Raw genomic sequence first — 26,272 nt, forward strand, 5'->3', positions numbered from 1 at the left:
GCATACACACTCAAAGTGAGAGATGACCGTCCTCACCCACCCTGGCCGATGACTCTAGAGCGTGTACTATTTATATATTGCTCACCATCGGATTCAGGAGCTTTGAGTGGATTTACAAGACGTCGTGAATGCGAACCAGCACCGATTCAGTGAAACTGAACGGGAAATTTTGGCATTCATGCTAGAAAACGAAGAGTTCGTTGCAGAGTCAACGATCAACTCTCTGGCACATAAAACCTATACTTCGACCAGCTCAATTATCCGCCTGACGAAGAAGCTGAACTTCTCCGGATTTGCCGAGTTGAAGTACTTCATTAAGTCCTCTCTGAACCGCAGCGAACCTTTCAACCCGCGGTTCATTGAGAGCGGTCGCGAAGATATTCAGCGCACCTACGACTACCTCGAGCACATGGAACTGAGCGGACTGCTCAAGCGCATCCATGAGGCTCGCACCGTGTACTGCTTCGGTACCGGCTACGCGCAGCGCAACGCCGTGCAGGAATTTACCAAGTCCATGCAGGTGTGCGGTAAGTTCTGCCAGGTCATCCCGGCGCGTAATGAGTTCGAAAGCGCCATGAACAATATGACCCAGGACGATGTGGTCATCATTGTGTCTTTCTCCGGTCAGACCGAGAACATGCGCGAACACATTAAGATGCTGGCGCTGCGCCGCATCCCCATGATTGCGGTGACCGCCATTGGTGTGAACTACATGTCTTCACACGCCGAGTACTCCCTGCACTACCAGACGACCCCCACCCAGATCAGCACCCAGCGCAAGCCCTACTACTCCTTCGTTGCGCTGTCGGTACTGCTGGACTACATCGTGCGCCGCTACATTGAATTCGTTGAGAATGAGCGCCGCGAGTCCCTGCAGGACCAGGTGGATGACGTCCTCAACAGCGGGGGCGAAATCGACGCCTGACAAGGCATTACTGTGCCCACCTGCCCCTTCACTCACTCCTCCTGAATCCGACCGAATCCACCTGAGATCACCTGAAAGAGACACCCAGTGACCGCAATTTTCGCGCTCATCGAAAACACCGAGAAGATGCGTAAGTACCTGTTCTGGTACCTCATGATCATCCCCGCGCTACTACTGCTGTGGATTGCTCTGGGCGCAGCGAACTCCCAGATGGACTTCCAAGCAGCCCTGAAGATTCCCTTCTTCACCGTGGCATTCCTGAACGCATGCCTCAGCCTGCTACTGGGCGGCACCCTCAAATTCGCGGGCGCAGAGAACGAACGCACCGAACGAGCCTACGCCCTGTACCTGACCGTACTGCTGGTCATTATCGGTAACCTGCCCGGCGCTATTCTAAGCTTCTTCCTTTTCCGCTCCCTGCGCTTCGGCAACCTGGAAGGCGAACTGGCACCCAAATACCGTTGGGCGCTTCTGCCTGCCCTGGTCTTCTACGTATTGGTGACCGTAGTGCTACTCGCCGCGAACATCGCAATGTGGTCGAAGTAAGCACAGAGGAACAGGCAGCAAGCACGCGGGCACACTAAGCACGCATGCGCACGCTGACACCCGCCCCGTTTGAGGCACCCGGGCAGAGGACCCCGGAAGAACCACCATCTTCGGTGTGTACGCGCAAACGTACACCGCACTGACCCACAAGGACACTCACGACGTGAACCAGATTCCCGAGCCTACCGACGCGCAACACGCACCCGGCACTCCGGCTGATACTGCTCAGCCCGCCGCAGCCGCCGCGACCTCAGCAGAGGAAACCCACGAAGTAGCCGACGAAATCAACATCGCCGAGCTGCCCGCACACCTGAACCCCGCCCACGAGGACTTCGACCCCTCGGTGGGGCTTGAGCGCTGGGCAGAACAGATGGACGTCTACACCGGCCCGGACGCGATGCTCGACTTCAACCAGGTCGACTACGTGCACATCGACCTGTCCGAAGCAAACCCCTCCGGTCTGGCTCAGCTACTCGCCGGACGCAAGACCCGCCTCTCCACGATCCTGCGTGACAAGTCGCAGCTCGAGGCGGGTATGCGCTCTGCCCGCACCCTGCGCACCAAGATCTACGAACTCGCCACCGACCACGGCCTTGACTCCGGCTACTTCGTGGCGGGTACCGCCTCCTGGCTTTCGCACGACACCCGCGAGGACGCCGCCGCCTACGAGAAGCGTTTCATCGCGCCGATTCTTATGGCGCCGCTGAGCATCACCCCGCACCCGAAGGACGACGACTTCGAGCTACGCCTCGCCGGTTCCGCACGCCTGAACCCGGCGATGGTCCGCCAGATCAAGCAGGAGTACGGCATCGACCTAGGCACCATGGACGTGGCGCAGCTGGCGAACTCCATGTCCCGCCTGGACCCCGAGCCTGTTATCGAGCGTATGCGTGCATCCGCCGGTCGTATTCCGGGCATGACCATTGAGTCGAAATACTTCATCTCCACCTTTGCTGACCTGAAGGAAAGCCTGGGCGAGCTGCCGCACACCGCCATCACCCCGCTGGTTCGTGACCTGGCGGCACTGAAGGTTCCCGGCGTGAAGCCGCGCGAGCTCAACGCCCACAACCTGCAGCAGCCCCTGGATCAGCGCGACCCGGCGGAGGAAATGCTCCTGCTGGACGCTGACGCGAATGCCCAGGAGATTATCGACACCGCGGTCAGCGGTTTCTCCTTCACGATTACCGCGGCGCCCGGCACCGAGCCGCTGCGTACCGCTGTGAACATTGCTTCCGCCCTGATGGGTCGCGGTAAGTCCGTGCTCGTGGTGGGCGAGAAGCGCTCTACCCTGGCTGAATTCTCGGCGCTGCTCAAGCGCACCGGCATTGAGAGCCTGCGCTACGACCTGCTTGCCGAGCATGACGCTGAGGCTCAGCGCGCCGAGTTCATTCGCGCGATTGTGCGCAATGAGGGCGCGGAAGAGCCGAACTCTGAGGACCTGAACGAAGAGCTCGTGGTGACCCGTGCCGCGTTGCTCGACCACACTCGTGCCCTGCTGAACAAGGAAGCGAACTGGCAGATTTCTGTCTACTCGGCGCTGCAGCGTTTGGCTGAGCTGACCGCATCCGAGGACGGCCCGGCAACCCGCGTGCGTTTTGACCGCCCCATGCTCGATTCGCTCATGGAGCGTGAGCAGGTGCGCGCCGAGCTGGTGCGCCTGGGTGAGATTGACGGTTTTGCGGCGGCTTCGCGTACCTCCCCGTGGTACCGTGCCCGCCTGGTCAATGACGAGGAAGCCGCCGAGGCGTACGCCCTGGTCATTACCCTCAAGTCCTCCCTGCTGAACCTGCGCGAGGCGATGAACCGCATCAGCGCAATGCTGGGTCTGCGCCCGGGTCGTACCATCGCCGAGTGGGAGTCGCAGCTGGCGATTCTGATGCGCATCCGCGAGACGCTCAAGCGTTTCCGCGCGGACGTCTACGACCGCCCGGTGACCGACCTGATCGCGGCGACTGCCTCCGGTTCGTGGCGCCGTGAGAACGGCATCGAGATGAGCAGTATGCAGCGTTCCCGCCTGCGCCGCGCGGCGAAGGAATACATCCTGCCCGGCGTGAATATTGGTGACCTGCACGAGCAGCTGAAGGTGGTTCAGGCGGAGCGTGCCGAGTGGATTCGCCACATTGAGGCGCCCCGCACCCCGCAGATCCCGGAGAACCTGGATCAGCTGGCTGACGCCCTGAACTCCCTGGTTTCTGAGTTGGCGGGCCTGGGCATTGTCCTGGCTGACACCGTTGAGGGCACCGACTTTGTGCGCACCGACCTGGACGCACTGGATGCGCGTCTGGACGCCCTCATGGCGGACCGTGTGCTGTTGATGACCCTGCCTGAGCGTGACGCTCTGACCCAGAAGCTGCGTGAGCGCGGCCTGTCGGAGCTGCTCGATGACCTGTACGCACGTCAGGTTCCGACCGAGGTTGTTTCCGCTGAGCTGGAGCTCGCCTGGTGGCAGTCTGCCCTGGAATTCTTGCTGCAGCATCACGAGGGTAAGCTGCTGGACGGTGACCGTCTGCGCGATACGGAGTCCCGTTTCCGTCGCGCCGACTACGCCCACATGACCAGCGCCCCGGCGCGTCTGCTGGCGAAGATTGCGCGCGTGTGGACTGAACGTATTGAGTCTGAGCACGACCAGGCGGCGTACCTGAAGAGTCAGCTGCGCGGCTACGAGTTCGTGCTCGAGGAGCTACTGACTCACGCCCCGGTCATGGCGCGTACCCTGCTTCCGCTGTGGACTGCGAGCCCCTTCGCCCTGGCGCGTAAGGTTCCCGCCTCCATGCGTTTTGATACGGTGCTGCTGCTGGACTCCGAGTCGACCCCGCTGGCGGCGAACCTGCCAGCGATTACCCGTGCCGACCAGGTGATTGCCCTGGGTGACCCGCATTCGGGTTATCCCTCGCCGTTCATCGTGTCCGCGCCGACTTTCGGTGCACCCGAGCCGACCGACGAGCAGCTGGACAGCACCTTCGACGTGCTCGCTACCGTGCTGCCCAACCGCACCTTGGCGATGCTGCACCGCAGCATGGACCCGGTGATTCTGGACTACCTGAACCGTGAGTTCTACGGTTCGCAGCTGCATGCGGCTCCGGTGAGCCGCGCCTCCTCTCAGCCTGCCGGTTCGCTGACCGTTGAGTACATTGATACTCGCGGTAAGGTCAGCGATAACGCGAACCTGGACTCGCCCGGTGTTGAGGTGGAGCGCGTCACGAACCTGGTGCTTGAGCACGCGTACCGTACCCCGGATCGTTCGCTGGCGGTGGTGACGGCAAGCCCGAAGCACGCTCAGCGTGTGGCTGAGTCGGTGCGTCACGCCCTGAGCCTGTACCCGCAGCTGGCGCCGTTCTTCGCCGCCGGTGAGGAGTCTTTCCGCGTGGTCGATCTGACCCGCGCTGAGACCCTAGAGCGCGACACCGTGATTTTCTCTCTGGGTGTGGGCCGTGCCCGACTGGGCCAGGCGTCGTACGATTTGGGTCAGCTGTCTGCCGAGCATGGTCGCCAGGGCTTTGTGGTGGCGCTGACTCGTGCTCGCCGTGCCCTGCGCATCGTTTCGTGCATTGACCCGTCGGAGCTGGACTCGCAGAAGCTGCATCATGGTGCGGTGGACTTTTACCACCTGCTGCGTGAGCACGCGGAACGTCAGGCGCGTGAAGAGGCGGAGGCGAAGGCACAGCGCGTGCCGGAGACCCTGCCGCGTAACGCATTCTTGGCTGCCGACGATGCGGACACCCCGGATTTGGGCGACTGGCTGCTGAACGATTTGGTGGCGCGCCTGCAGGCTTGCGGTGTGCGTGTGAGCCGCGGTGAGGGCGATATCGCTCTGATTGCGCACGCCCCGGAGAAGCTGGCTGCTGAACCGGTGCCCGCGCTGGGTGTGGCTCCCGTGGTGTCTTCGCAGCCGAGTGCTCCGGCGGCTATGCCGCTGGTGGCGTGCTCTGATGGCGAGCAGAATTACGCGCGTGCTTCGGTGCGTGAGCGTACCCGTCTGCTGCCGGAGCGTCTGAGCCGCACGGGCTGGAACTACATTACGCTGGGCACCCTGGAGGTGTTCGCCGATCCGGACGCTGTGGTGGCGCGCGTGTTGCACTACCTGGATATGGATGAGGGCGCTGAGGTTCGTGGCTAGTTATTCGTCGACGCCGAAGCCTCGCCGCGGTCACCGCCGTGTGAGCGGCGGCGGTTCGGTGAGTGGGGCTGAGCCTCTGCTGGTGGGTGTGACGACGCCTCCGGCTGCGGCTTCGGGTGCCTCGTCTGCTGCGGGGGCTTCCGCGAAGAAAGCTGATACTCAGAGCCAGAACTCCCAGAAGAACCAGAACTCCCAGAAGGCGGGTTCTCAGAGAGCGGCTACTTCCACGCAGCCGCTGGTCCCGGAGGAGCGTGAGCGTCTGGAATGGATGCGTCAGCAACGTCCCCCGCACTGGGGTAACAATATCGTGTAGCGCCTCCGAGCTGGGAGTGCTTCTTAAACGCCGAGGGGCGGGGCAACCTGTGTTGCCCCGCCCCTCTTCGACTGGTGTGGAACTTCCGTTTAGGAGTTGCCCTTGTCGGTGCTGTAGAAGCCGGAACCCTTGAAGGTCACGCCGACGGTGTTGTAGCGCTTGCGCAGGGTTTCTTCGCCGCACTGCGGGCAGACGCGCAGTGCCTCGTCGCTAAAGGACTGGCGCTGTTCAAAGACGTGGTTGCAATTCTTGCACTGGTAAACGTAGACCGGCATTTTGTCCTTCTGTATCCGTTTTCGCTGTGATGGTTTATTAACGTGGTTTGAGTGTACCGCTTTTGAAAGGTTGGGAGCTATTTGCGTTTTCTTCTCAAATAGCTATTTCTGTTTCTTTTCGCCTTTTTCGTGAGTGATTTTGTTGGTGTGTTCCTGCATATCTTTGCGTTTTGCATAAAGATCCGGGGTGTCAATCAAGAGCGAATCGGGCGTGGGTGAGCCGGGCGCTTTTAGCTCTGTTGGTGAGCGTGGAAAATGCCCCGTTCGGTGAGAATCACCGGCAGAATAGCGTCCCACTGGTCGTAGGGGATAGCTTCGTAAATTTCGTCAGCAAAGACCACGCCGATGCTCTGCTCCTTCAGCTGCTGTGCGCTGAGCAGGGGGATAATCCGGTCGTAGTAGCCGCCTCCTTGACCGAGGCGGTGCCCGCCAGTATCAAAGGCGAGAGCGGGGATGAGGCGCAGATCGGCGTTCACGAATGCCTGTGAGTCCCGTTCTTCGCCTTCGGGTTCGGGGATTCCCATGGGGTTGAGCGGATGTTCAACGGCTGGGTCCCAGTGCACCCAGGCGAGTTTGCGGCCGGGACGCACGACGGGCACGAGGATGCGGTGTCCCTGCTCATGGAGAGCGTTTAGCGCTTGAATAATGGGCGGCTCAGATTTGGTGGGCAGATATGCCGCAATGGTGCCGGGGGAGTGGGTCCGCTGCGCGACCGCCTCGAGAATGTGGTGGGCAAAAAGATCAGCCAGCTGCTGCTGACCGTGTTCGTCACGATGGCTGCGTGCGGTGAGGCGGCGCGGGCGGATTTGGGAGCGGAGAATGTCTTTGTCTAGGGAGATATCGTCTGCGCTGGCACCGGTGTCGGAGTTGCTGGTGGCGGGGGTGGTGTTGAGGTGCATGGTGTGTCCCATCGTCTTTGCGGGTGAGGTCTTATGTGGGGCGGGGGAGAGCGGTTCTATGGGCTAGATTGGCTGGTTTGGGTCATGATGCCTCCGCGCTGAGGGGCGTTTCGAGGCAGGGGGAAAACGTTCTTGTAGATGACAAAAAGCAACCTACTCTGTTGGGCTGTAGATTCTACTTTTTAGTATAGAGATTACAGAAAATAGCATTGGGTTCTGAAGAAGGTATTTTCTCTACAGCCCGAAGAATGTACCTTCACCGATATGTAGTTAGTCACGTTGAAGATTTTTTCATGTCATAGTGTCGATAAATCGCATTGAGTACTTTACAACTTAGGGTATTCTTGTGGCATGGCTACTGAAATTAAGTCTGTTACTAAGGCAGTTATTCCTGCTGCTGGTCTGGGCACCCGATTCCTGCCCGCAACGAAGGCAACCCCCAAGGAAATGCTCCCCGTCGTCGATCGCCCCGCGATTCAGTACGTGGTGGAGGAAGCAATTCGTGCCGGTCTGAACGACGTTCTGATGATTACCGGCCGTAACAAGCGCGCTCTCGAGGATCACTTCGACCGCGTTCCCGTTCTGGAGCAGCAGCTCGCTGAGCAGGGTAAGGACGCCCTGCTCGCATCCGTGGTAGCTACCAATGAGATGGGCGGCGACCTGCACTACGTACGTCAGGGCGACCCTAAGGGTCTGGGCCACGCTGTTCTGCGCGCAAAGCGCCACGTTGGTGATGAAGCGTTCGCTGTTCTGCTCGGCGATGACCTGATTGATGAGAAGGAAGACCTGCTCGCTCGCATGGTGGAGGTCCAGGAGCGCACCGGCGGTTCCGTCGTTGCTCTGATGGAGGTTCCCCGCGAGGCTATTTCCGCTTACGGTGCAGCTGCTATTGAGGCTGTTGAGGGCGAGGACGGTTTCGTTAAGATCACCGGTCTGGTTGAGAAGCCTGCTGCTGATGAGGCTCCCTCGAACTACGCTGTGATTGGCCGTTACGTTCTGAGCCCGAAGGTCTTCGAGGTTCTGGAGGACACCGCTCCGGGCCGCGGCGGCGAGATTCAGCTGACCGACGCTCTGCAGACCCTGGCTCAAGGTGAGGGCGAAGGCGAAAGTGTCTACGGCGTGGTCTTCTCCGGCCGCCGTTTCGACACCGGTGACAAGCTGTCCTACCTGAAGGCAAACGTTATTCTTGCTGCTGAGCGCCCCGAGTTCGGTGACGACCTGCGCGCATGGCTGAAGGACTTTGTTGCAGAGAACTGCTAATTACTCTGCACCCGCTCTCTGATGAGGGCAACCGATAAATACCAACCACGCTGAGGAAGGCGTTCTTTCCGGTGGGGCGTTAGCCCCGGGGAAAGGCGCCTTCCTCGTTTCGCACATATCATTTCGTGTACTGGGTACTGCTGTGAGGGCTCAGTGGTACTTCTGGAGTGAGGCTACTGGGCATCCTCGTGTGCATATTCCTTCCGGGGTATATGCACATATCCAGCCCGATTCTTGCCGCTTATGGAAAGCATCGGGAATATAAGGGTATGATTAAAGTCTAGGGATAAAGGGACGATAGAGGGCGACCTGATATGACGCTGTTGAACACCTCGGGTGTGTTGGTAATTCTGACCGTGATTTTGCTGCTGTGGTTTGTGCCCAGGAGCCTGCGTCGCGCGCCTGCTGGTTCCGCCATGGAGCCTGAGCGTCCCCTGATTAGCGCCGAGCGTACTGCAGAGGATATTCTCGCCTCCGCGGGTGTGCTACTGAATGAGTCGGAGGCGTACCAGTCCTCCGATCATGCGGTGGCGCCGGGCACCTCCCTGCCCTCTTCCGCTCTTCCGCAGGCTTCTTCCCGTTCCTCCCACACGGTGGAGGAATCCGCCCACCCTGCGCCCGATACGGCTTCTATTTCGCAGATTCGCGAATCTTCCCCGACTGCCCCGTACACGGACGAGATTCCGGTCGTGGAGGACGCAAAGCCCTCGCCTCTGTCCTACTTTGATACTTCGAGCCCGAGCGGTATTGCCCTGCTGGTTGCAGCTGGTCTGGGTGTTCTTGCCCTGGTTACCGGTCTTCTGGCGCTCTTTGATGTGCTGGCGTGGGGTTGGGCTGTTCTCTTCCTGATTCTTTCCGGTGGCACGTGGGCTGTCAGTCGTTTCGGTCTGCTGGAGTCTGCAAATGCTCAGATCAAGGCTCGTCGTGCTGCTCGTCTTGCTGCTGCCTCTGAGGAGGAGCCCGGCGAAGAGGGCTCCGAAGATTCTGATGGGGATGGAGAGCCTGCCGATAGTGCCGATGAGTCTGCGGAGGCGCCGGTTGAGGACCCGATTGAAGAGGAAACCCCTGCTCGCCCCGCCACCCGCAAGTCTGCCGGCAACGTTAACCGTGAGGTGGTACGCCCGAGCCGCGCACATGCTGCGGTAGAGGCATCTGAGGATGCCCCCGAGGTTGTTGCTCGTGAGGAGGCGCCCGCGCCTTCTCAGGCTACTCGTCCTGCTCGCCCGGCACCCGCGCGTTCTACCGCTACTGGTTCTACCGAGCGGACTGCGGTGCACCGTCAGGAGCGTCGCCAGCAGCGCCCGAGCCGTTTCCAGCCGATTCGCCGCGGTAGCGTGCTCTTCGATCAGGAGAGCGGCTCCGCTGCTTCCTCCGCGGCTGCGCCTCGTACCGCAGGGCAGCCCCGGGTTGCACAGCCTCAGGTTGCACAGGCTCCGGTTTCGCAGCCTCAGGCTGTTCAGCATCAGCCTGCACAGCCCCTTCAGCATGCTCAGGCGCAGCAGGCTCCCGCTCAGGCACCTGTGCAGCCGGTAGCAACTGCCGCACAGCAGCCGGCAATTCACCCGGATCAGCCGGTGGCTCGCCAGGCTCTGCGTGACGGTTCCCCCGTCCGTCAGGCACCTGCGGCACCTGCTACTCAGGCTCCCGCTCAGCCGATTCCTGAAGAGATTCCTCTGCCGGATGTCCTGGATGATTCCGAGTTCGATGCACTGGATATCGCCTCGCTGAACGACCCGGCTCTTTCGACCGGTGTTACTGCGACCGGCGGTGTTCGTTCGACGAACCGCCACCCCGGTGCTGGCTCCTCCTTTGAGGCGGTGAGCAACACCTGGAACCCGGTTCAGTTGCCCAAGCCGCTGAGTGCTCTGCACCGTCAGGATAAGAAGTAAGCTTTAGCTTTCACTATGTGCAAAACCCCCGACAGTTTACGCTGTCTGGGGTTTTGCTTTTCCTTGTGGTGCTGGGTGGTCTGGGGGTGCTGGCTGGTTAAAAGAAAAGGAACCCCATCCATGGGGCTCCTTTTCTAGCATCACACACAGGAAGAAAGTCTTCTAGACCGATTAGGAAGGCCTTCCCACAAGGCCTGCCCTATTCGGTAATAAAAATATATCCTAATTCCCGTACGGGTGACAAGCTGAAAATAGCGACAGCCTGTCAATAAACTAAGGTTGACCTAAGTAAAATCCGCGCCATTGCAGGCGACAAGGGGCAATAACCCCCGGCTGAAAAAATTTAAAAAAATTTTCTGACCCCTCCAAAAGTCGAATAAGAAGCCTCAAAAAACCTTCAATCAGGTCAATATCGCCCACCCATGAGAGAATAGCCGGGTGAAAGAATGGTTTGACGCACTCCCGATTGAGGTTGCCCTAGCTTTCATGTGGGTGGTCGGAATCGTCCGCACCAGCATCGTGTACGCTCTTGGTGCGCTCGCTGCTGAAGGCGGCGCCCGCCTCGACCGCATCCGCAAAGCCATGGACAGCCCGCTCTACCGTAAAGCGCGCCGCTTGATTAACCGGTGGGGCGTTATTGCTGTGCCCCTCTGCTTTCTCACCGTGGGTCTGCAAACCGCGGTCATCATCACGACCGGCTTCACGAAAATGCCTCTGCGCCGCTGGGTTCCCGCGATGCTGGTTGGAACCTTCATGTGGGCGTGTATTTACACCACCATCGGCTTCGCAATTCTTGCGGCCCTCGGCCTGGAGCCGTGGATGTTCCCCCTCGCCCTTGCCATTGTTATTACGGTGATGGTCATTGTGGCTCAGCTGCGCGAACGCCGCATTAATCGCGAAACCGTTGAGAACACTGCGGATAACATCGCCGAGAACTAGTCCTACCTTCAGCGGGGGATAGGTGCACTATCTCGCAGGGTTGAGGCGGCTCACCTGACCCCACTCATTTGACCCCAATGCCCCCGCCCAAGATGTGCTAGCGTGGAGGGATGAGTTCATCCGCATCCTCCACCGCAGGCACCCCCGAAGAGCAGCCCGTCAACGCCCCTGCCCTCACCGCAATCGACCCCGAGTTCAGCGCGCCCGAAAATGCTACCGACCAGGTAGAAACCGAAGCGCCCACCGAGGCCCCCACCCGCGTGTACCTGCATCCCGAGCAGCTGGCAATGATCCAGACCCCGGAGGCTCTGCCCGTGCCCGTGCTGCAGCGCTCCGTGCTGCGTGTTAGCTACGTGCCGGCAATCATGCCCGGTAAGTGGTTCAACCGCTGGCATGAGCGTTTCGGTGACCGCGTGCAGCTGGCGGAGGTGCCCGTGCGTGAGGCGCGTGGCCTGGACTCTCTGCATCAGGACCTGTGCCTGATTGATCCCGCCGCTAACCCCGCTGCTGGATCCGCAGAAGAGGGAACCGCAGCCTCCGAGGCGCCCGCCGAGGTTAGCGCTGAGGCTACCGAGCACGCCCCCATTGAGCGTAAGGACGTACCCGAGAACCCCTTCGCGCACATGAGCATTGTGCGCCCCGACCGCGAACCGGCAAGCACCGACGGCGAGAAGTACCACAGCATCCGCCTCTACGAGGAGCTGCCCGTGGTCATTTTGCCGGTGGACCATGTGCTCACCGTACTTGATGAGGTGCCCGTGGAGGAGCTTGCCGAAGAGTTCCTGCTGCAGCCCGCCTCCGATATTCCGGCCTATGAAGAAGTCTCCCGCGCATGGCGTGAGAGTGCCGGTCGCATCGTGCCCGAAGGTCTGACCGATAAGGAAACCATCGAGCTGGTTGCCGCCGGTGTGGGTCTGTACATTGTGCCGATGTCCATTGCGCGTTTCTATCACCGCAAGGACCTCACCTACCGCCCCGTTGCGGGCCTGGACGTCTACCCGGTGCACCTGGTTTGGCCGCGTGCCCCCAAGGGCGAGCCGCGCAGCGAAGAGCTCGAAGCGCTCCTGCAGGACTTCATCGGTATTGTGCGTGGCCGCACCGCAACCAGCGAGCGCGGTAGCGAAACCCGACAGGCACGCGCCGAACGTATCGCCGCCGAAAAGGCAAAGGAAAAAGCGAAGGCACGAGCCGCCAACGCCCGCCGCGAAGCACGCGATAAAAAGCGCGCCAATGCCAAGAAAAACGGCAACGCGCGCCAGCACGCTCGACAGTCCGCCAAAGCCGCCAGCGCACGCCGCGGCAAGAAACGCTAACGAACGATAGACGGTAAAATCAAACCATGGCATTAGCAATGGAAACCCGACCCGCAGCCTACGCAGTGATCATTGAGCAGGGCAAGCTGCTTATGACCCGCTGGGTGCCCGAAGACCGCGCGCTCAGCCCCCTCTGGTCCCTGCCCGGCGGCGGCATGGAACCCGGCGAACAGGCCGACGAAACCGCGCTGAGAGAAACCCTCGAAGAGACCGGTTACAGCGTCGCCATTGAAGACATTCTGGGCGTGCACGCCGGACACTTCCCTGTGCGTTCCACCCAGAAAGACCCGCAAGCGCTACCCTTCTGCGCCCTGCGGGTGGTTTTCCGTGCCCATATTGTCACCGGCGAACTGCGCCACGAAATCAACGGCTCCTCCGACACGGCACGCTGGGTACCCATCGCTGAGCTAGACACCATCCGCTACGGCACTCTCATCGACGAGGTCGCCTCCATGATGGGCTACTCCAACGCTGCCAGCTGGGCACGTGAATACCGCGAATTTCTTGCCGACGAAAACGCACGGAAGCTTCCCTAATGAACCGACTAACCCTCACCCGCCGTGCGGCGCTCACCTCCCTGGCGCTCATGCCGCTACTCGCCGCTTGCGGGAATAATGACGCAACCCCGCAGGTGGACCCTTCCGCATCCAGCTACGGTACTCTGCGCATCGGCTACGGTGCTCTGCGTGAGATGCGCGCCGTGGCGCATGTGTACGCGCGCGCCCTGCGACAGGTTGGCTACTCCGTTGAACTTGTTGACACCGACAACAGCCGCGCCGCCGCCCTGCGAGGGCTCATGGTTCCTTCGGCTAATTCCGCCACCCCTACCGCAACTCTGCCCGACGATGAGGAAACCCGCAGCACCACTGCCGCCGCCCCTGAATCCTTGGATCTGGTTATCGACTACAGCGGCGACCTGCTACTCTACCTGACTGACGACGGCAAAATCAGCCCCGCCGCCGCCCATAACGAACGCATCGCCGCCTCCGTGAGCGCCTCCGCTCAAGCGGCAGGCGTGACCCTGCCCCCGGCGGCTACCCCCACCGCGGAGGAGAGCACCGCCTCCGCGCATGCTACGGACGGTACCGCAAGCCCCTCGGCAAGCTCCACCCGCTCCGCTGACCCCATCAACCTGCGCGCTATGAGCACCACCGACATGACCAACGCCATCTCGCGCATCCTGCCCGAAGAGCTCATGCTCCTCAACGGCGCCCACGCCACCAACAAGGATGTACTGGTTACCACCCGCGCCGTGAGTGCCCGCCACAAGCTCAACTCCCTCGCGCATCTGCGTGAGGTGCAGTCTTCTCTGACGTTCTCCATTCCGACCGGGTATTCCAGCGGCACCTACGGCGTGGATTCTTTGCGTAGCCTCTACCGCTACCGTGTGCACGACCCGAAGATCCAGGACAACCCCGCCGAACGCGTCAACGCCCTCACCGCAGACACCGTGCAGGTGACCCTGCTACACAGCTGCGACTCCGCGATTGACGATAACCGTCTGGTTACCCTGGAAGACCCGTCAACGGCACTTTTGCAACAGCAACTGGTGCCCATTATTCGTCGTACCCTGCCAGATAGCGCCCGGACGGCAATTAACCGCGTATCATCTACATTAGACACGGGTAACCTCTCGTTCCTGTTGCGTCTGACTAGCGGTTCCAACCCCATCGCAGATGATGACGCAGCACAATTCATTTTGGATCACCCTAGAAAGTAAAGCATCATGACGAAGTACCGTCAGTCCTCAAAGTTGAGCAACGTCCTGTACGACATCCGCGGCCCCATTCTGGACGAGGCCAATCGCATGGAGGCGATGGGTCACCGCATCCTCAAGCTGAACATTGGTAACCCCGCGCCCTTCGGCTTTGAGGCGCCGGATGCCATCATGATGGATATCATTCGTCACCTGCCCGAAACTCAGGGCTACTCTGACTCCCGCGGCCTCTACTCGGCACGTACCGCCATTGTGCACCACTACCAGAACCGCGGCATCATGAACCTCGACACCGAATCTATCTACTTGGGTAACGGTGTGTCTGAGCTGATCCCGATGACCCTGCAGGCACTGTGCGAGACCGGCGACGAAATCCTGGTCCCCATGCCCGACTACCCGCTGTGGACCGCAGCCACCGCGCTGGTCGGCGGCAAGCCCGTGCACTACCTCTGCGATGAGGAAAACAACTGGTACCCGGACATCGAAGACATTAAGTCGAAGATTACCGAGCGTACCAAGGGCATCGTGGTTATTAACCCGAACAACCCCACCGGCGCCGTCTACCCGCGTTCCGTGCTTAAGCAGATTGTGGATGTGGCGCGCGAACACGGTCTGGTCGTGTTCTCCGATGAGATTTACGAAAAGATTACCTACGATGGTGCAGAGGCCATCAACATGGCAACCCTCACCGGCGACGACGTGCTCTGCCTGACCTTCTCCGGCCTGTCCAAGGCGTACCGCGTCTGCGGTTACCGTGCAGGCTGGGTCGCTATCACCGGCCCGAAGAAGGACGCTGCAAGCTACCTTGAGGGTATTCACCTGCTTGCCTCCATGCGCCTGTGCTCCAATGTCCCGGCACAGCACGCAATCCAGACCGCGCTCGGTGGCTACCAGTCCATTAATGAGCTGATCGTTCCCGGCGGCCGTCTGTACGAGCAGCGCACCCTGGCGCACAAGATGCTCAACGAGATTGACGGCATCAGCTGCACCAGCGCGGACGGCGCGCTCTACCTGTTCCCGAAGATTGATGTTGAGCGCTTCGACATCACCGATGACGAGCAGTTCGCCCTGGATCTGCTGAAGAGCCAGAAGATCCTCTTCAGCCACGGCCGCGCGTTCAACTGGAAGGACCCGGACCACTTCCGCCTGGTGTTCCTGCCCGATACACAGACCCTCACCAGCGCCCTGGAGCGCCTGGGTAACTTCATGGCTGACTACAAGCAGAAGCACTAGCCCTGTTGCCTCTGCCTTGTGACAGATAGAAATAGCCTGCCCCGCAGTTCTGATGAGCTGCGGGGCAGGCTATTTCTGGTTGACGGCTGGAGGATGTGCCAGAGCGGGTGCTGGAAGCGGCTTTAGTTTGCCAGGTTCTCCTGACCAGCCTGTGCGCCGCGTGCTGCGTTCAGGCGCTCCTGCGCGCCCTGCAGCCACGCCTCGCAGCGGGCGGCAAGCGCCTCGCCACGCTCCCACAGGGCGATAGAGGTCTCCAGGTCGCTGGCGCCGGACTCCAGCTGACGCACGACCTGCTCCAGCTCGGCACGCGCCTGCTCGTAGCCGAGGGTTTCGACGGGTGCGCCCAGCTCGGCGCTGGTGAAGCTAATGTTCTCGCTCATTGAGGAACCTTTCAGAGGTAAAAACTAGGGATAAAAACTAGAGGTAAAACGTAGGTATCGAGGTTTAGGAGATGTTCGAGGGGTCCGTAGAAGTCACGGTTGCCTGCGCCGAACCGGTCGCCGCACGCACCGTAATCTGCTCGCCCTCACTCAGCGCCGAAGCGTCACGCACAATAGCGCCCGCGGCATCCTGAACTATGGAGTAGCCGCGGTTGAGCGTCTGCACAGGCGAGAGCGAACGCACCCGCGCCAACGTATGCGACAGAGTCGCCGACTCACGCTCCAGACGGTGCTGCACCGAACGGTGAGCGCGCTCGCGCAGCTGGCTCAGCTCCTCCACACGCATGAGCAGGGAGGACTCCGGGTGAGTGAGCACCGGGCGGCTCCGCAGCTGCGCAATGTAGTTCATCTGCATGCCCACGTAACCGAGTACCGCGCGGTCCAGGCGGGCGCGGGCCTCGGTGATGCGGGCGGTTTCCTCCGAAATATCGGGCACAATGCGCTTACCCGCATCGGTGGGGGTGGAGGCGCGCAGGTCGGCGACCGCATCGAGGATGGGGGAGTCCGCCTCGTGACCGATTGCCGAGACCACCGGGGTGGTGGCCGCCGCGACGGCGCGGATGAGCGCCTCCTCAGAGAAAGGCAACAGGTCTTCGAAGGAGCCGCCGCCTCGGGCGATGACGATGACGTCCACTTCCGGGTGGGCGTCCAGTTCGGCGAGAGCCGCAATGACCTCAGCCGCCGCGCCCTCACCCTGAACGCGGGTATTGCGCACCTCGAAGACCACGCCGGGCCAGCGCAGGGAGGCGTTGCGGATAACGTCCTTCTCCGCGTCAGAATCGCGACCGGTAATCAGGCCCACACGATTCGGTAGCATGGGCAGCGGCTTCTTGCGGGCGTCAGAGAACAGCCCCTCGGCGGCGAGAGCTTCACGCAGACGCTGCAGCTGCTCGTGCAGGTTACCGGTGCCGACCGCGTACACTTCCTTGCCGATGAGGGAGAGCTTGCCGTTCTTCCACAGGCTCGGCTTGGCGCGGGTGACGATGCGAGCGCCTACGGTCACATCAGCCGCCAGGCCGCTACCGGTACGCCCGAAGAGCGCGAGGGTGAAGGAGAAGTCTTCGTTGAGGTCTTTGAGCTCCATGAAGACGTTGCCGCCGCGGCCGTTGAGGGAGGCGACCTGCGCCTCCACCCAGAGCTCGGGAACCTTGTCTACGTAGTTTTTGAGGTTCTGCGCGAGCAGGGCGAGGGGCCAGGGGTTGGTGGCGGTGGTTTCCTGAGACTTCCCGGGAAGCTGCCGCTCATGCACGGGCGGCACCACCAATGCGGGTGCCGGCTGCGCTGCGGAGGGGTTGTAGAAGTTCATACCTTCTATTGTCCCTGATTGGTCGGTTATGCGCCTGCGCACAGGTCAGCCTGGCGACTCGGGTAGCTTGCACGGAGTGCAGGCAGAACTTAGCTTCTGGCGCATTCTGCGGGTCCGAATCGGCTTTGAACACCGTGAGCGGGTACCCTAGGCTCATGCGCTCACCCGATCAGTCAGCACACCAGAACAACGCCCTCAACACCGCCGCGGCTTCGTCAGCGGCGGGTACTGGCGCGCACAACTACCCGGCGGATACGACCCGAGTCGTCGACACCCGGATTACCCGCACGGACGGCTACTACACGGCGGACGAAGACACCACCCTGCTACAGCCCACGCGCACGCTCGGCCACGCCGCAGCCCCCACCAAGGCTGAACTGCAGGCAGCCCCCGAGCCTCCCTTCGCGGCAGGTTTGCGGAGGTTCCTGACCGTTGTGCTGTGCGCGCTGGCCCTGGTGACCGGTCTGGGTGTAACCGCGGGTGCCTGGGTGAACTCTAAGCTCATGTCAGAGCGTGGTTTCTCACAGATTTCCTCCACCCTGGCGGAAGATTCGCAGCTTGCCTCACGCATCGCGGACGGCGCGGTCGAAGACCTCATGAACTCCGAAGCTATGACAACCTTCCTCGACGGCACCAAACAAAGCGGCTTATACTCCATTCTTGTAAAGCCGACACAAGACGGCATACGTTCCCTGCTCAACCGTTCCGCGGCTGAGCTGTCAAAAACTGAAGAATATCGAAGCCTCTGGAAGGAAATAGCCGAGGAAACTCGCCGCTACAACCTCGAACACCAGGACGGCCCCGCCGTCATTGTGCTCACCCCCTTCTACCGTGCGCTGGATGCGAAGGTCGGCTCTATCGGCTCCTTCGACCCGGACCTGACGAAGCTCGGCCCTGAAACCCTCAACATTGACCGGGTAAAGGACGGCAACAACCAGCAGGAGCAGCAGGAGTGGTACCTGCACGCCGGCATTAACCGTGCCGCCGCGCTGGGCAAATCCACCGTGCCGCTGACCATCATCTCGGTGCTGAGCCTGCTGCTGGCTACGTTGCTGGCACCCAGGCACCGCATCCTGGTGCCGGTGGTTACGGCTCTGCTCTACGCCCTGCTGGGATGGGGGGCTGCAGCCTGGTTTGGCAGCCAAAGCCCTGAGTCCCTGGGAATTACCAGCCACAGCACCGCCGGAACGGCACTGATTACCGGGGCATGGAACCAGCTTGCACCGTCACTGGCCGGGCACTTGCAGGCGGCGGCAAGCTACGGGCTGGTCATGGCGATCCTCGCCCTGCTGCTCGGTATTCTGATTCGCCTCATCGCCCTGGGACGTAGCCCTGCGAGCGGTGCCACAGTCATCACACACTAAAAGTCCGAACAACGTAGGATAGTAACCATGTCCACTGAAACTATTGCCCTGGGCCTGCCGCCCGTACCCCGCGAGCGCCGCAGCCGCGCCGACGTTGAAGCCGCCGCACCCGTCACCGGTGAGAAGAAAGTCCTGCTCGCCACCCCGCGCGGTTACTGCGCAGGCGTTGACCGTGCCGTGATTGCTGTTGAGAAGGCACTGGAGCACTACGGCGCGCCCGTCTACGTGCGCAAGCAGATTGTTCACAACCGCCACGTGGTGGAGACCCTGGAGAAGCAGGGCGCTATCTTCGTTGATGAAGTGGACGAAGTTCCCGAAGGTTCCGTGACCGTGTTCTCGGCGCACGGAGTGTCCCCGGCGGTGGTTTCCGCAGCCGGCGACCGCTCCCTGAACACCATTGACGCGACCTGCCCGCTGGTGAACAAAGTGCACCGCGAGGCTGTGCGCTTCGCCAAGCAGGACTACGACATCCTGCTCATCGGTCACACCGGCCACGAAGAGGTCGAAGGTACCGCCGGTGAGGCGCCCGAGCACATCCAGATCGTGAACTCGCCCGACGAGGTGGATCAGGTGACCGTCCGCAACCCGGAGAAGGTCGTCTGGATTTCTCAGACCACCCTGTCCGTGGATGAGACTCTGGAAACCGTGGCGCGTCTGCGTGAGCGTTTCCCGTCCCTGCAGGATCCGCCCTCGGACGACATCTGCTACGCAACCTCCAACCGCCAGGGCGCTATCAAGGAGATCGCTCCGCGCGCAGACCTGGTGATTGTGGTGGGTTCGGCGAACTCCTCGAACTCCGTGCGCCTGAAGGAAGTAGCACTCGAATACGGCGCTAAGCGTGCCGAGCGTGTGGACTTCGCACACCAGGTGGACGAATCCTGGTTCGAAGGTGTAGCAACCGTGGGCCTGACCTCCGGCGCGTCCGTGCCCGAGGTTCTGGTTCAGGAGGTGCTGGCACTGCTCGCCGAGTACGGCTACAACACCATCGAAGAGGTGGAGACCGCGAAGGAAGACATTCTCTTCTCCCTGCCGAAGGAGCTGCGTTCCGCCCTGAAGAATGACGAGAACGTGGGCCGCCAGCTCGGTGGCCGCGGCGCTAAGCCCACTCGCTAAGACTTTTAGCTTATGACCCCGTGTCCTCTTCCCCGTGTGGGGAGAAGACACGGGGTTTTTCGTCTGATGTGCGGGATGCGCGGTAGGGACGCTTGCGCAGCTTCGCGCTCACGCTACGCGGGGGAGTGCCCCCTCTTCAGCGCCTGGGGGCGCTTCGAGGATGGAGCCCCCGCTTCGCGTAACGGGCCGCGACGCTCGCATATCCTCAACTCATGACATTTGTCATGGGCAGCTCATGACACTCTGTACCGCACCGGTGCGAAAACCGGCGGTGTAATAGAAACATGAACACCGCAGCACTTCAGAATAGCAAGCAAAACACCGCAGAAACCGTTATTTCCGCCCGCTCCCTCCGCCAGGTTTTCTCCACCCGCGCGGCAGGCACCGTGGTCGCCGTCAACTCGATTGACCTGACCGTCAAGCGCGGCGAAATCATCGCACTGCTCGGCCCCAACGGCGCCGGCAAGACCACCCTCATCGACATGATTCTTGGTCTGACCCAGCCCAGCGGCGGCGAGTTGAGCGTCTTCGGTCGCAACGCCTCCGAGGCGGCACGCGCCGGTCTACTCGGCGCGGTGCAGCAGACCGGTGGCCTGCTCAAGGACCTGACGATCCGCGCCACGGTCGAGATGATTGCCGCCCTGTACCCCAAGCCCATTGACGTGGATGAGGTACTCGCCGGCGCCGACCTGACCGATATCGCTAAGTGTAAGGTCGGCAAGTGCTCGGGAGGTCAGCAGCAGCGTCTGCGTTACGCCCTGGCGACCATGCACTCGCCGGAGTTGCTGATCCTGGACGAGCCGACCGCCGGCATGGACGTGAACGCGCGCCGCACCTTCTGGGAGCGCATGGAAGCCATCGCCGAACGAGGAACGACCATTCTTTTTGCGACGCACTATCTGGAAGAAGCACAGAACTTCGCCCAGCGCATCGTGCTCATGGAATCCGGCTCCATCATCGCTGACGGCTCCTCCGACGAGATTCGTGCCCTGACCGGCCACCGCCACCTCAGCTTCCTCGCACCCGCACCCATCACCGACCTGGACGTGCCGGTTGAGGTCACCGAAGAGTCCGGCGGGTACCGCCACCGCATCTCCGTGGTGGAGATTGAACAGGTACTGCGCACTCTGCTGAACAACTACAGTATCACTGACCTGGAGGTCACCAAGCCCTCCCTGGACGAGTCCTTCACCCTGCTGACCGAGCAGGCCGCCGCCTCCAAGGCATCCGAAGCCTAAATACCGTACCGCCCCAACACCGCACCGCCGCTACACACCTCAAGGAAAACATCATGCTCCGCTACGCACTCTACGACATCCGCGCTTCTATCCTCTCGACCGACCGTTTCTTCTTCGGCGTGGCACTGCCCATCGTCTTCTTCCTGCTCTTCGGCGCGATGCAGGACTACTCCTCCCAGCCGATGGGTGACGGTAACGTAGCTGCGTACGTCATGATTGGCATGGCGCTGTACGGTGCTGTGCAGAACACCGTGGCGATTAGCGGCAGCACCGTCACCGAGCTCTCCAGCGGCTGGAACCGCCAGCTGGCGCTGACCCCGCTGACCACCGGCAAGTACCTGGGCGCGAAGGCGCTGACCGCCCTGGTGATTTCTGCGCTGCCGGTGATTGCGGTGAACATTGTGGGCATGTTCACCGGTGTTGAGATCCCCGTGAACCAGCAGCTTGCCGCTGGCGCGCTGACGGTGCTGTGCGGTCTGGTGTTCGCCTTCTACGGCATCATGATGGGTCTGCTGATTCGTAACGAGAACGCCGTGTCCATTGCAAACGGTCTGCTGGTGATTATGAGTTTCTTCGGTACCGTGTTCTCCCCGCTGAGCACCGACCTGCTGAACTACGCACGCTTCACCCCGCTGTACGGTGCCGCTGAGATTGCCCGCTACCCCTTCAGCGCAGGTCAGACCATTATTTCGGGCGGTGAGGACTGGTTCGTCACCGAGCCGCTCTGGTACGCCGTGGTGAGCCTGGTCGTCTGGGCGGCTATCTTCCTGAGTGTTTCTGCCCTGCTGAGGCGCCGCGCAACCCGCCGCTAAATGATTCTTCCCGCCGCAGTCTCAAGGGTTCCGTAGTATCAGGAGCTCCCGAGGCTGCGGCGGAAGCCGTATCCACTCACGCTGCTCCTACTAACACTGCCGCTACTGACACCGCCGCACCGGTGGTATCTGCACCCGCGGCACCCGCGCGTTAGGCTAGAACCATGACCGAAACCCACACCCACCCGAACGAACACCCCCACGCAGAGAACGAGGTGGCACCCTCCGCCGCGAAGCGCACCCTGGGCAAGCACCGCTTCCGCTTCCTCTACCGTGAACGCCGTGGCAACGTGAACTGGCTGGCGCTGGGTTTCAGCGCCCCGTGGCTGGTGTTTCTGCTCATGCCGCTGGACAGCTTCCTCACCACCCCGGAGCTGGCGCCGGTGCGCTGGACCGGTGTAGTGCTGGTGGCACTTTTCGCGGTGGTGAACTGCTCGGCGTACGCAGTGCCGTGGCTGGTGCCGGTCGCCTCCACGGTGCGTAGAAGCGTTATCTGGACGGTGCTGATGGCACTGCCTGTAGCTGGCCTGACGGCACTGCGGCTTGAGTCGGCGTATGTGGTGTTCTTGTCGTTCAGCATGTACTTTGTGGCGTTCTGGATTTTTGGCACAATCGCCCCGTACCGCCTGCGGTTTGGTGTGGCCGCGACGATTGCCCTGGTCTGCTGGCTAATCTTTATGGCGGGCATCGGTTTTGACGTCACCGCGCACGGCGGAATTGCCCTCTTTATCGGTGCGCCGATGGTGGGCATGCTGGGCTTCTCCTACCTCATTGAGCTCGGTGAACGTGCGGATGTAGCGCGTGCCTCCCTGGCGCTCTCCGAGGAACGTGAAGAGATCGCCCGCGACGTGCACGACGTGCTCGGCCACTCCCTGACCGTCATCACCCTCAAAGCGGAGCTGGCGCAGCGCCTGCTGGAGATTGACCCCGCCCGCGCCGGCGCCGAGATGGAGGCGATTGCGCAGCTGTCCCGTGCATCCCTGGCGGAGGTTCGCTCAACCGTGACGCGCCTGCGTGTGCCCGACTTCTCGGGTGAGATTGAGGGTGCGGGTCGTGCCCTGCAGACCGCCGGTATTCGCGTCGAACTGCCGGAGGCTCAGAACGCGCTCGCGGTTGCTGGTGTGAACGCGAAGCTGTTCTCCTGGGTTCTGCGTGAGGCGGTTACGAACATGGTGCGCCATTCGGGCGCGAATGCGGCGCGGGTTCGTCTGAGCGCAACCGGTCTGGACATCCTCGATAACGGCGTGGGTGTGGGCGATGCCCGCGGTAACGGGCTGACGGGTATGGCTCAGCGTGTGGCGGCGTCCGGCGGTAGTGTGGTGATTGAGGCGGCGCCCGAGCAGTGGCTGGCGGAGAACCCTGGCAGTGGGATGGGTACGCGCATCCGTGTGAGCATGGACGGCGACACCTCACTGCTGTAGGTAGGTGCTGTAGATTGTGGAACTTGGCGCCGTGCCCTGGACGGGAGAGCCACCCGCCCCTGTATGGTGGTGGTAGACAACCTCACGCGGTTGTTCCGCCCGCCGTTATCACCCCGTCTTCACCCCTGGGAGGCTCCCATGATTCGTGTTCTGCTCGCTGACGATCAGCAGCTCATCCGTGAGGCTCTTGCCGCCCTGCTGGGCCTGGAGGTTGACCTGCAGATTGTGGGTCAGGTCGGTAGTGGTGATGAGGTGTTGGGCGCTGTCGCCCTGTTGAAGCCGGACGTGGTGCTGCTGGATGTGCAGATGCCCGGTACTTTGCTGGCTGATGGTATTGAGGCGGCTGCGGCGCTGCGTGATGCGGGTGCGTTGAGTGAGTCGGGTGAGCCGGTGCGTACGCTGATTGTGACGACTTTTGGTCGCCCGGGCTATGTGCGCCGTGCCCTGGAGGCTGGTGCGAGTGGGTTCGTGGTGAAGGATACGGGTGCTCGCCAGTTGGCGGAGGCGATTCGTCGTGTGCATGCGGGGTTGCGTGTGGTTGATCCGTCGTTGGCGGCGGATTCTTTGGTGACGGGTGCTTCTCCGTTGACGGAGCGTGAGGCGCAGGTGCTGCGTGAGGCGGCGTCGGGTAGTACGGCTCAGCAGATTGCCGCAGCGTTGTTTTTGTCGGCGGGTACGGTGCGTAATTATTTGTCGGCGGCGATGGCGAAGACGGGTGCATCGACGCGTCAGGACGCGGTGCGTATCGCTACGGAGAACGGCTGGCTCTAGCTCGATTTTCTGGTCCGTTCCGAGAATTTCAGAGATGCTTTGAAATAAAGAAGTGCTCGTGCACTGTGTAGAGTGCACGAACACTTCTTGTTGAAACGAGCCTCAAAACGAGGGAGCATCTAGGTACCGCTTTTAGATATTGGCGGTGTTCTTAATCCAAGCTGCTTCTTCGGCGTCGAGGGACGCGAAATTAAGCTGACCACTTGCGTTATCGATGGATGAAATTACCCCGGAAAGAACGCCATCACATACGACCGGTCCGCCGGAATCACCGGAAGACAGGGAGCCGTTGAGACCACGACCGTGCAGGTTGCCCAGAGCGGTGCTATCAATCGTGGCGCCGTCGGTCTCTGCGGAGGTCATACGCACCGAGACAGACTTGAGACGCTCCCCAACCTTACGGGGCTTCTGACGTACAGGGGTCTGGTCGCCGTAACCGTAGGCGGTGCAGGTCTTGGTGACGAGCTGCTGGGCGGTGCCCTTGGTACGAATCGGCATTGCGGGAACATGCGCGGTTTCGAGCTCGGGGGAGTGGATGAGCATCATGTCAACGCGGTAGTCGTCCGGGTATTCTGCACGGTCGGCAGTGCCTTCTACACCGTAGATTCGTGCATCGGCGCTGGTTTGTCCGCGTTCGGGGTTGTATGCACCGGTTCGGGAATCGCCCCATCCGACGCGGAGGGTCTTGTGGTGCATGTGCAGGCCACAGTGCGCGGCGGTAAGTACCCAACCGTTACCGATGTGGGTGCCAGTGCAGACCTTGGTGCCGTCGTGTTTGCCCTGGAGCCAGATTTTTACGACGGCGGGGTTATCGGCGTTCTTGCCACGTACGACTGCCTGGGATGCGGGAGCGTTCAGCCCGACGGCTGCGATAGCGAGCGCGCTGGAGGCGGTGAGGAGCTTCTTGAAACTAGTCATTGTTTCTCCATGATGAAAATATTGTATGATTGGTGCCCATTTGTTTTCAGCAGGCAGTAAATACTCTACATTAATCTTTATGTATTAAGTGAAGCTTGAAGAAATTCCTGGGTTCTAAATTTCTAGTGCTCTGCATTTCAAATGATTTAGTCCAGCCCAGTAACCCTATTTCTAGCACCCAGGGCGGCTCCTGTCCGAACACGGTAGAATGGTAGTGTCTATGCCCGCAGGCGCCCCGCACCCGTTTCTTCCCGAGACTTGCGGTGCCGCGCTTGGAAGCGGGCACCATTTTCGCCCTGTGCCCGCCCGCACCCGCCACATCACTTACGCGGCGCATCCGTGCGTATGGCGGGGTACATGATTCGAAGGAAAACTTGTGGCTCTAACTATCGGCATTGTTGGCCTGCCTAACGTGGGCAAGTCCACCCTGTTCAACGCTCTGACCGGCAACACTGTGCTGGCGGCTAACTACCCGTTCGCGACCATTGACCCGAACGTGGGCGTGGTGAACCTGCCGGATGCGCGTCTGAACCGTCTGGCTGAGATTTTTGGTTCGGAGCGTATTCTGCCTGCGACTGTTTCGTTCGTTGATATTGCGGGTATTGTGAAGGGCGCTTCTGAGGGTGAGGGCCTGGGCAACAAGTTCCTCGCGAATATTCGTGAGGCGCACGCTATCGCCCAGGTGGTGCGTGCGTTTGATGACCCGGACGTCATTCACGTAGACGGCAAGGTTGACCCCGCCTCCGATATGGAGACCATCAACACTGAGCTGATTCTGGCTGACCTGCAGACTCTGGAGAACGCTATTCCGCGTCTGGAGAAGGCTGTGAAGATCAAGAAGGGCGACGCCGCTCAGCTGGAGACTTACAAGGCTGCGCAGAAGATTCTGGAGGATGGTGACACCATCATCTCTCGTGCGAAGGACGCGAAGCTGGAGCTGGCTCATTTGAAGGAGCTGAACCTGCTGACTGCTAAGCCGTTCATTTACGTGTTCAACGCGGATGAGGGCATTCTGGCCTCTGAGGAGAGGCAGCAGGAGCTACGTGACATGGTGGCGCCGGCTGAGGCTGTGTTCTTGGATGCGAAGCTGGAGGCTGATCTGGTGGAGCTGTCTGAGGAGGAGGCTCGCGAGATGCTGGAGATGAACGGTCAGGATGAGTCCGGCCTGGACCAGCTGGCTCGCGTGGGCTTCTCGACCCTGGGTTTGCAGACTTACCTGACTGCTGGCCCGAAGGAGGCTCGCGCTTGGACTATTTACAAGGGTGATACTGCGCCGCAGGCTGCTGGCGTGATTCACTCTGACTTTGAGCGTGGCTTCATTAAGGCTGAGGTTGTGTCGTTCAAGGACCTGGATGAGGCTGGCTCCATGGCGGAGGCGAAGGCTCGCGGTAAGGTCCGTATGGAGGGCAAGGACTACATCATGCAGGACGGCGACGTGGTGGAGTTCCGCTTCAACGTCTAAG

The 26,272-nt window shown here is 61.2% G+C and carries 23 protein-coding genes; 18 read left to right on the forward strand and 5 right to left on the reverse strand.

The features are described 5' to 3' along the window. Nucleotides 1-124: 124 nt before the first annotated feature. The 4 genes from HMPREF2779_RS05315 (at nt 125) to HMPREF2779_RS05330 (ending at nt 5,901) form a co-directional block, all read left to right on the forward strand. On the forward strand, nt 125-925 hold the full coding sequence (locus HMPREF2779_RS05315) for a MurR/RpiR family transcriptional regulator (RefSeq protein WP_255402013.1): 801 nt from the start codon (nt 125-127) through the stop codon (nt 923-925). 87 nt (nt 926-1,012) lie between these two features. Further along, entirely contained in the window at nt 1,013-1,471 is a 459-nt protein-coding gene (locus tag HMPREF2779_RS05320) for a cell shape determination protein CcmA (RefSeq protein WP_105360997.1), read from the forward strand. Between the two features lie 115 nt (nt 1,472-1,586). Beyond that, the gene (locus tag HMPREF2779_RS05325; protein WP_105360998.1) at nt 1,587-5,588 is read left to right on the forward strand and encodes a DEAD/DEAH box helicase; all 4,002 of its coding nucleotides are present in this window, start codon (nt 1,587-1,589) and stop codon (nt 5,586-5,588) included. Next, nucleotides 5,581-5,901 carry a hypothetical protein gene (locus tag HMPREF2779_RS05330; protein ID WP_105360999.1) on the forward strand — a complete coding sequence of 107 codons (321 nt, stop codon included), beginning with the start codon at nt 5,581-5,583 and terminating at the stop codon, nt 5,899-5,901. The genes HMPREF2779_RS05325 and HMPREF2779_RS05330 overlap by 8 nt, the downstream gene beginning before the upstream one ends. A gap of 89 nt (nt 5,902-5,990) precedes the next feature. Here the strand turns inward: HMPREF2779_RS05330 and HMPREF2779_RS05335 are convergent, their stop codons facing one another. Next, entirely contained in the window at nt 5,991-6,176 is a 186-nt protein-coding gene (locus HMPREF2779_RS05335) for an FmdB family zinc ribbon protein (protein WP_070685532.1), read from the reverse strand. 230 nt (nt 6,177-6,406) lie between these two features. Then, complete coding sequence (locus tag HMPREF2779_RS05340; protein WP_233992281.1) at nt 6,407-7,075, reverse strand: 5-formyltetrahydrofolate cyclo-ligase; 669 nt, start codon at nt 7,073-7,075, stop codon at nt 6,407-6,409. Between the two features lie 351 nt (nt 7,076-7,426). On the opposite strand from HMPREF2779_RS05340, the gene galU reads away from it, so the two are divergent. The 7 genes from galU to HMPREF2779_RS05375 all read left to right on the forward strand — a co-directional run bounded on the left by galU (nt 7,427) and on the right by HMPREF2779_RS05375 (nt 15,426). Then, nucleotides 7,427-8,335: a UTP--glucose-1-phosphate uridylyltransferase GalU gene (gene galU, locus HMPREF2779_RS05345; RefSeq protein WP_070685526.1), complete on the forward strand. Its 909-nt coding sequence runs from the start codon at nt 7,427-7,429 to the stop codon at nt 8,333-8,335. 314 nt (nt 8,336-8,649) lie between these two features. Next, nucleotides 8,650-10,224, forward strand: coding sequence for a hypothetical protein (locus HMPREF2779_RS05350; RefSeq protein WP_105361000.1), 1,575 nt, complete (start codon nt 8,650-8,652; stop codon nt 10,222-10,224). A gap of 438 nt (nt 10,225-10,662) precedes the next feature. Then, nucleotides 10,663-11,163, forward strand: a complete 501-nt coding sequence (locus HMPREF2779_RS05355; protein WP_049363258.1) for a DedA family protein — start codon at nt 10,663-10,665, stop codon at nt 11,161-11,163. Between the two features lie 110 nt (nt 11,164-11,273). Continuing rightward, a complete protein-coding gene (locus HMPREF2779_RS05360) occupies nt 11,274-12,476 on the forward strand; it encodes a LysR substrate-binding domain-containing protein (RefSeq protein WP_105361001.1) in 1,203 nt (400 codons plus the stop codon). A 26-nt stretch (nt 12,477-12,502) separates the two neighbouring features. After that, nucleotides 12,503-13,012, forward strand: a complete 510-nt coding sequence (locus HMPREF2779_RS05365; protein ID WP_005508451.1) for an NUDIX domain-containing protein — start codon at nt 12,503-12,505, stop codon at nt 13,010-13,012. After that, the gene (locus tag HMPREF2779_RS05370) at nt 13,012-14,196 is read left to right on the forward strand and encodes a glycine betaine ABC transporter substrate-binding protein (RefSeq protein ID WP_105361002.1); all 1,185 of its coding nucleotides are present in this window, start codon (nt 13,012-13,014) and stop codon (nt 14,194-14,196) included. Before HMPREF2779_RS05365 ends, HMPREF2779_RS05370 begins: the two co-directional genes overlap by 1 nt. 6 nt (nt 14,197-14,202) lie before the next feature. Further along, the gene (locus HMPREF2779_RS05375; protein WP_049341826.1) at nt 14,203-15,426 is read left to right on the forward strand and encodes a pyridoxal phosphate-dependent aminotransferase; all 1,224 of its coding nucleotides are present in this window, start codon (nt 14,203-14,205) and stop codon (nt 15,424-15,426) included. A gap of 122 nt (nt 15,427-15,548) precedes the next feature. On the opposite strand, the gene HMPREF2779_RS05380 is transcribed toward HMPREF2779_RS05375, so the two are convergent. After that, nucleotides 15,549-15,806 carry an exodeoxyribonuclease VII small subunit gene (locus HMPREF2779_RS05380; protein ID WP_105361003.1) on the reverse strand — a complete coding sequence of 86 codons (258 nt, stop codon included), beginning with the start codon at nt 15,804-15,806 and terminating at the stop codon, nt 15,549-15,551. Between the two features lie 64 nt (nt 15,807-15,870). Then, on the reverse strand, nt 15,871-17,172 hold the full coding sequence (xseA, locus tag HMPREF2779_RS05385) for an exodeoxyribonuclease VII large subunit (protein WP_105361004.1): 1,302 nt from the start codon (nt 17,170-17,172) through the stop codon (nt 15,871-15,873). A 155-nt stretch (nt 17,173-17,327) separates the two neighbouring features. Here xseA and HMPREF2779_RS05390 point away from each other — a divergent pair, with 155 nt between their 5' ends. From HMPREF2779_RS05390 to HMPREF2779_RS05415, 6 genes are all read left to right on the forward strand, one after another. Next, on the forward strand, nt 17,328-18,536 hold the full coding sequence (locus HMPREF2779_RS05390) for a dehydrogenase (RefSeq protein ID WP_105361005.1): 1,209 nt from the start codon (nt 17,328-17,330) through the stop codon (nt 18,534-18,536). Between the two features lie 27 nt (nt 18,537-18,563). Continuing rightward, entirely contained in the window at nt 18,564-19,649 is a 1,086-nt protein-coding gene (locus tag HMPREF2779_RS05395; RefSeq protein WP_012903115.1) for a 4-hydroxy-3-methylbut-2-enyl diphosphate reductase, read from the forward strand. A gap of 284 nt (nt 19,650-19,933) precedes the next feature. Continuing rightward, nucleotides 19,934-20,887: an ABC transporter ATP-binding protein gene (locus HMPREF2779_RS05400; protein ID WP_070685494.1), complete on the forward strand. Its 954-nt coding sequence runs from the start codon at nt 19,934-19,936 to the stop codon at nt 20,885-20,887. A 53-nt stretch (nt 20,888-20,940) separates the two neighbouring features. Further along, entirely contained in the window at nt 20,941-21,699 is a 759-nt protein-coding gene (locus HMPREF2779_RS05405) for an ABC transporter permease (protein ID WP_070685491.1), read from the forward strand. Nucleotides 21,700-21,863: 164 nt separating this feature from the next. After that, the gene (locus tag HMPREF2779_RS05410; RefSeq protein ID WP_105361006.1) at nt 21,864-23,120 is read left to right on the forward strand and encodes a sensor histidine kinase; all 1,257 of its coding nucleotides are present in this window, start codon (nt 21,864-21,866) and stop codon (nt 23,118-23,120) included. A gap of 138 nt (nt 23,121-23,258) precedes the next feature. Beyond that, on the forward strand, nt 23,259-23,891 hold the full coding sequence (locus HMPREF2779_RS05415; protein WP_070685485.1) for a response regulator transcription factor: 633 nt from the start codon (nt 23,259-23,261) through the stop codon (nt 23,889-23,891). 132 nt (nt 23,892-24,023) lie between these two features. Here the strand turns inward: HMPREF2779_RS05415 and HMPREF2779_RS05420 are convergent, their stop codons facing one another. Further along, complete coding sequence (locus HMPREF2779_RS05420; RefSeq protein WP_070685482.1) at nt 24,024-24,809, reverse strand: trypsin-like serine protease; 786 nt, start codon at nt 24,807-24,809, stop codon at nt 24,024-24,026. Between the two features lie 376 nt (nt 24,810-25,185). Between HMPREF2779_RS05420 and ychF the strand changes: the two genes are divergently transcribed. Beyond that, a complete protein-coding gene (gene ychF / locus HMPREF2779_RS05425; protein WP_070685479.1) occupies nt 25,186-26,271 on the forward strand; it encodes a redox-regulated ATPase YchF in 1,086 nt (361 codons plus the stop codon). Nucleotide 26,272 lies beyond the last annotated feature (1 nt).

Source organism: Rothia sp. HMSC069C03, from assembly GCF_001811075.1.
Classification (GTDB): domain Bacteria; phylum Actinomycetota; class Actinomycetes; order Actinomycetales; family Micrococcaceae; genus Rothia; species Rothia mucilaginosa.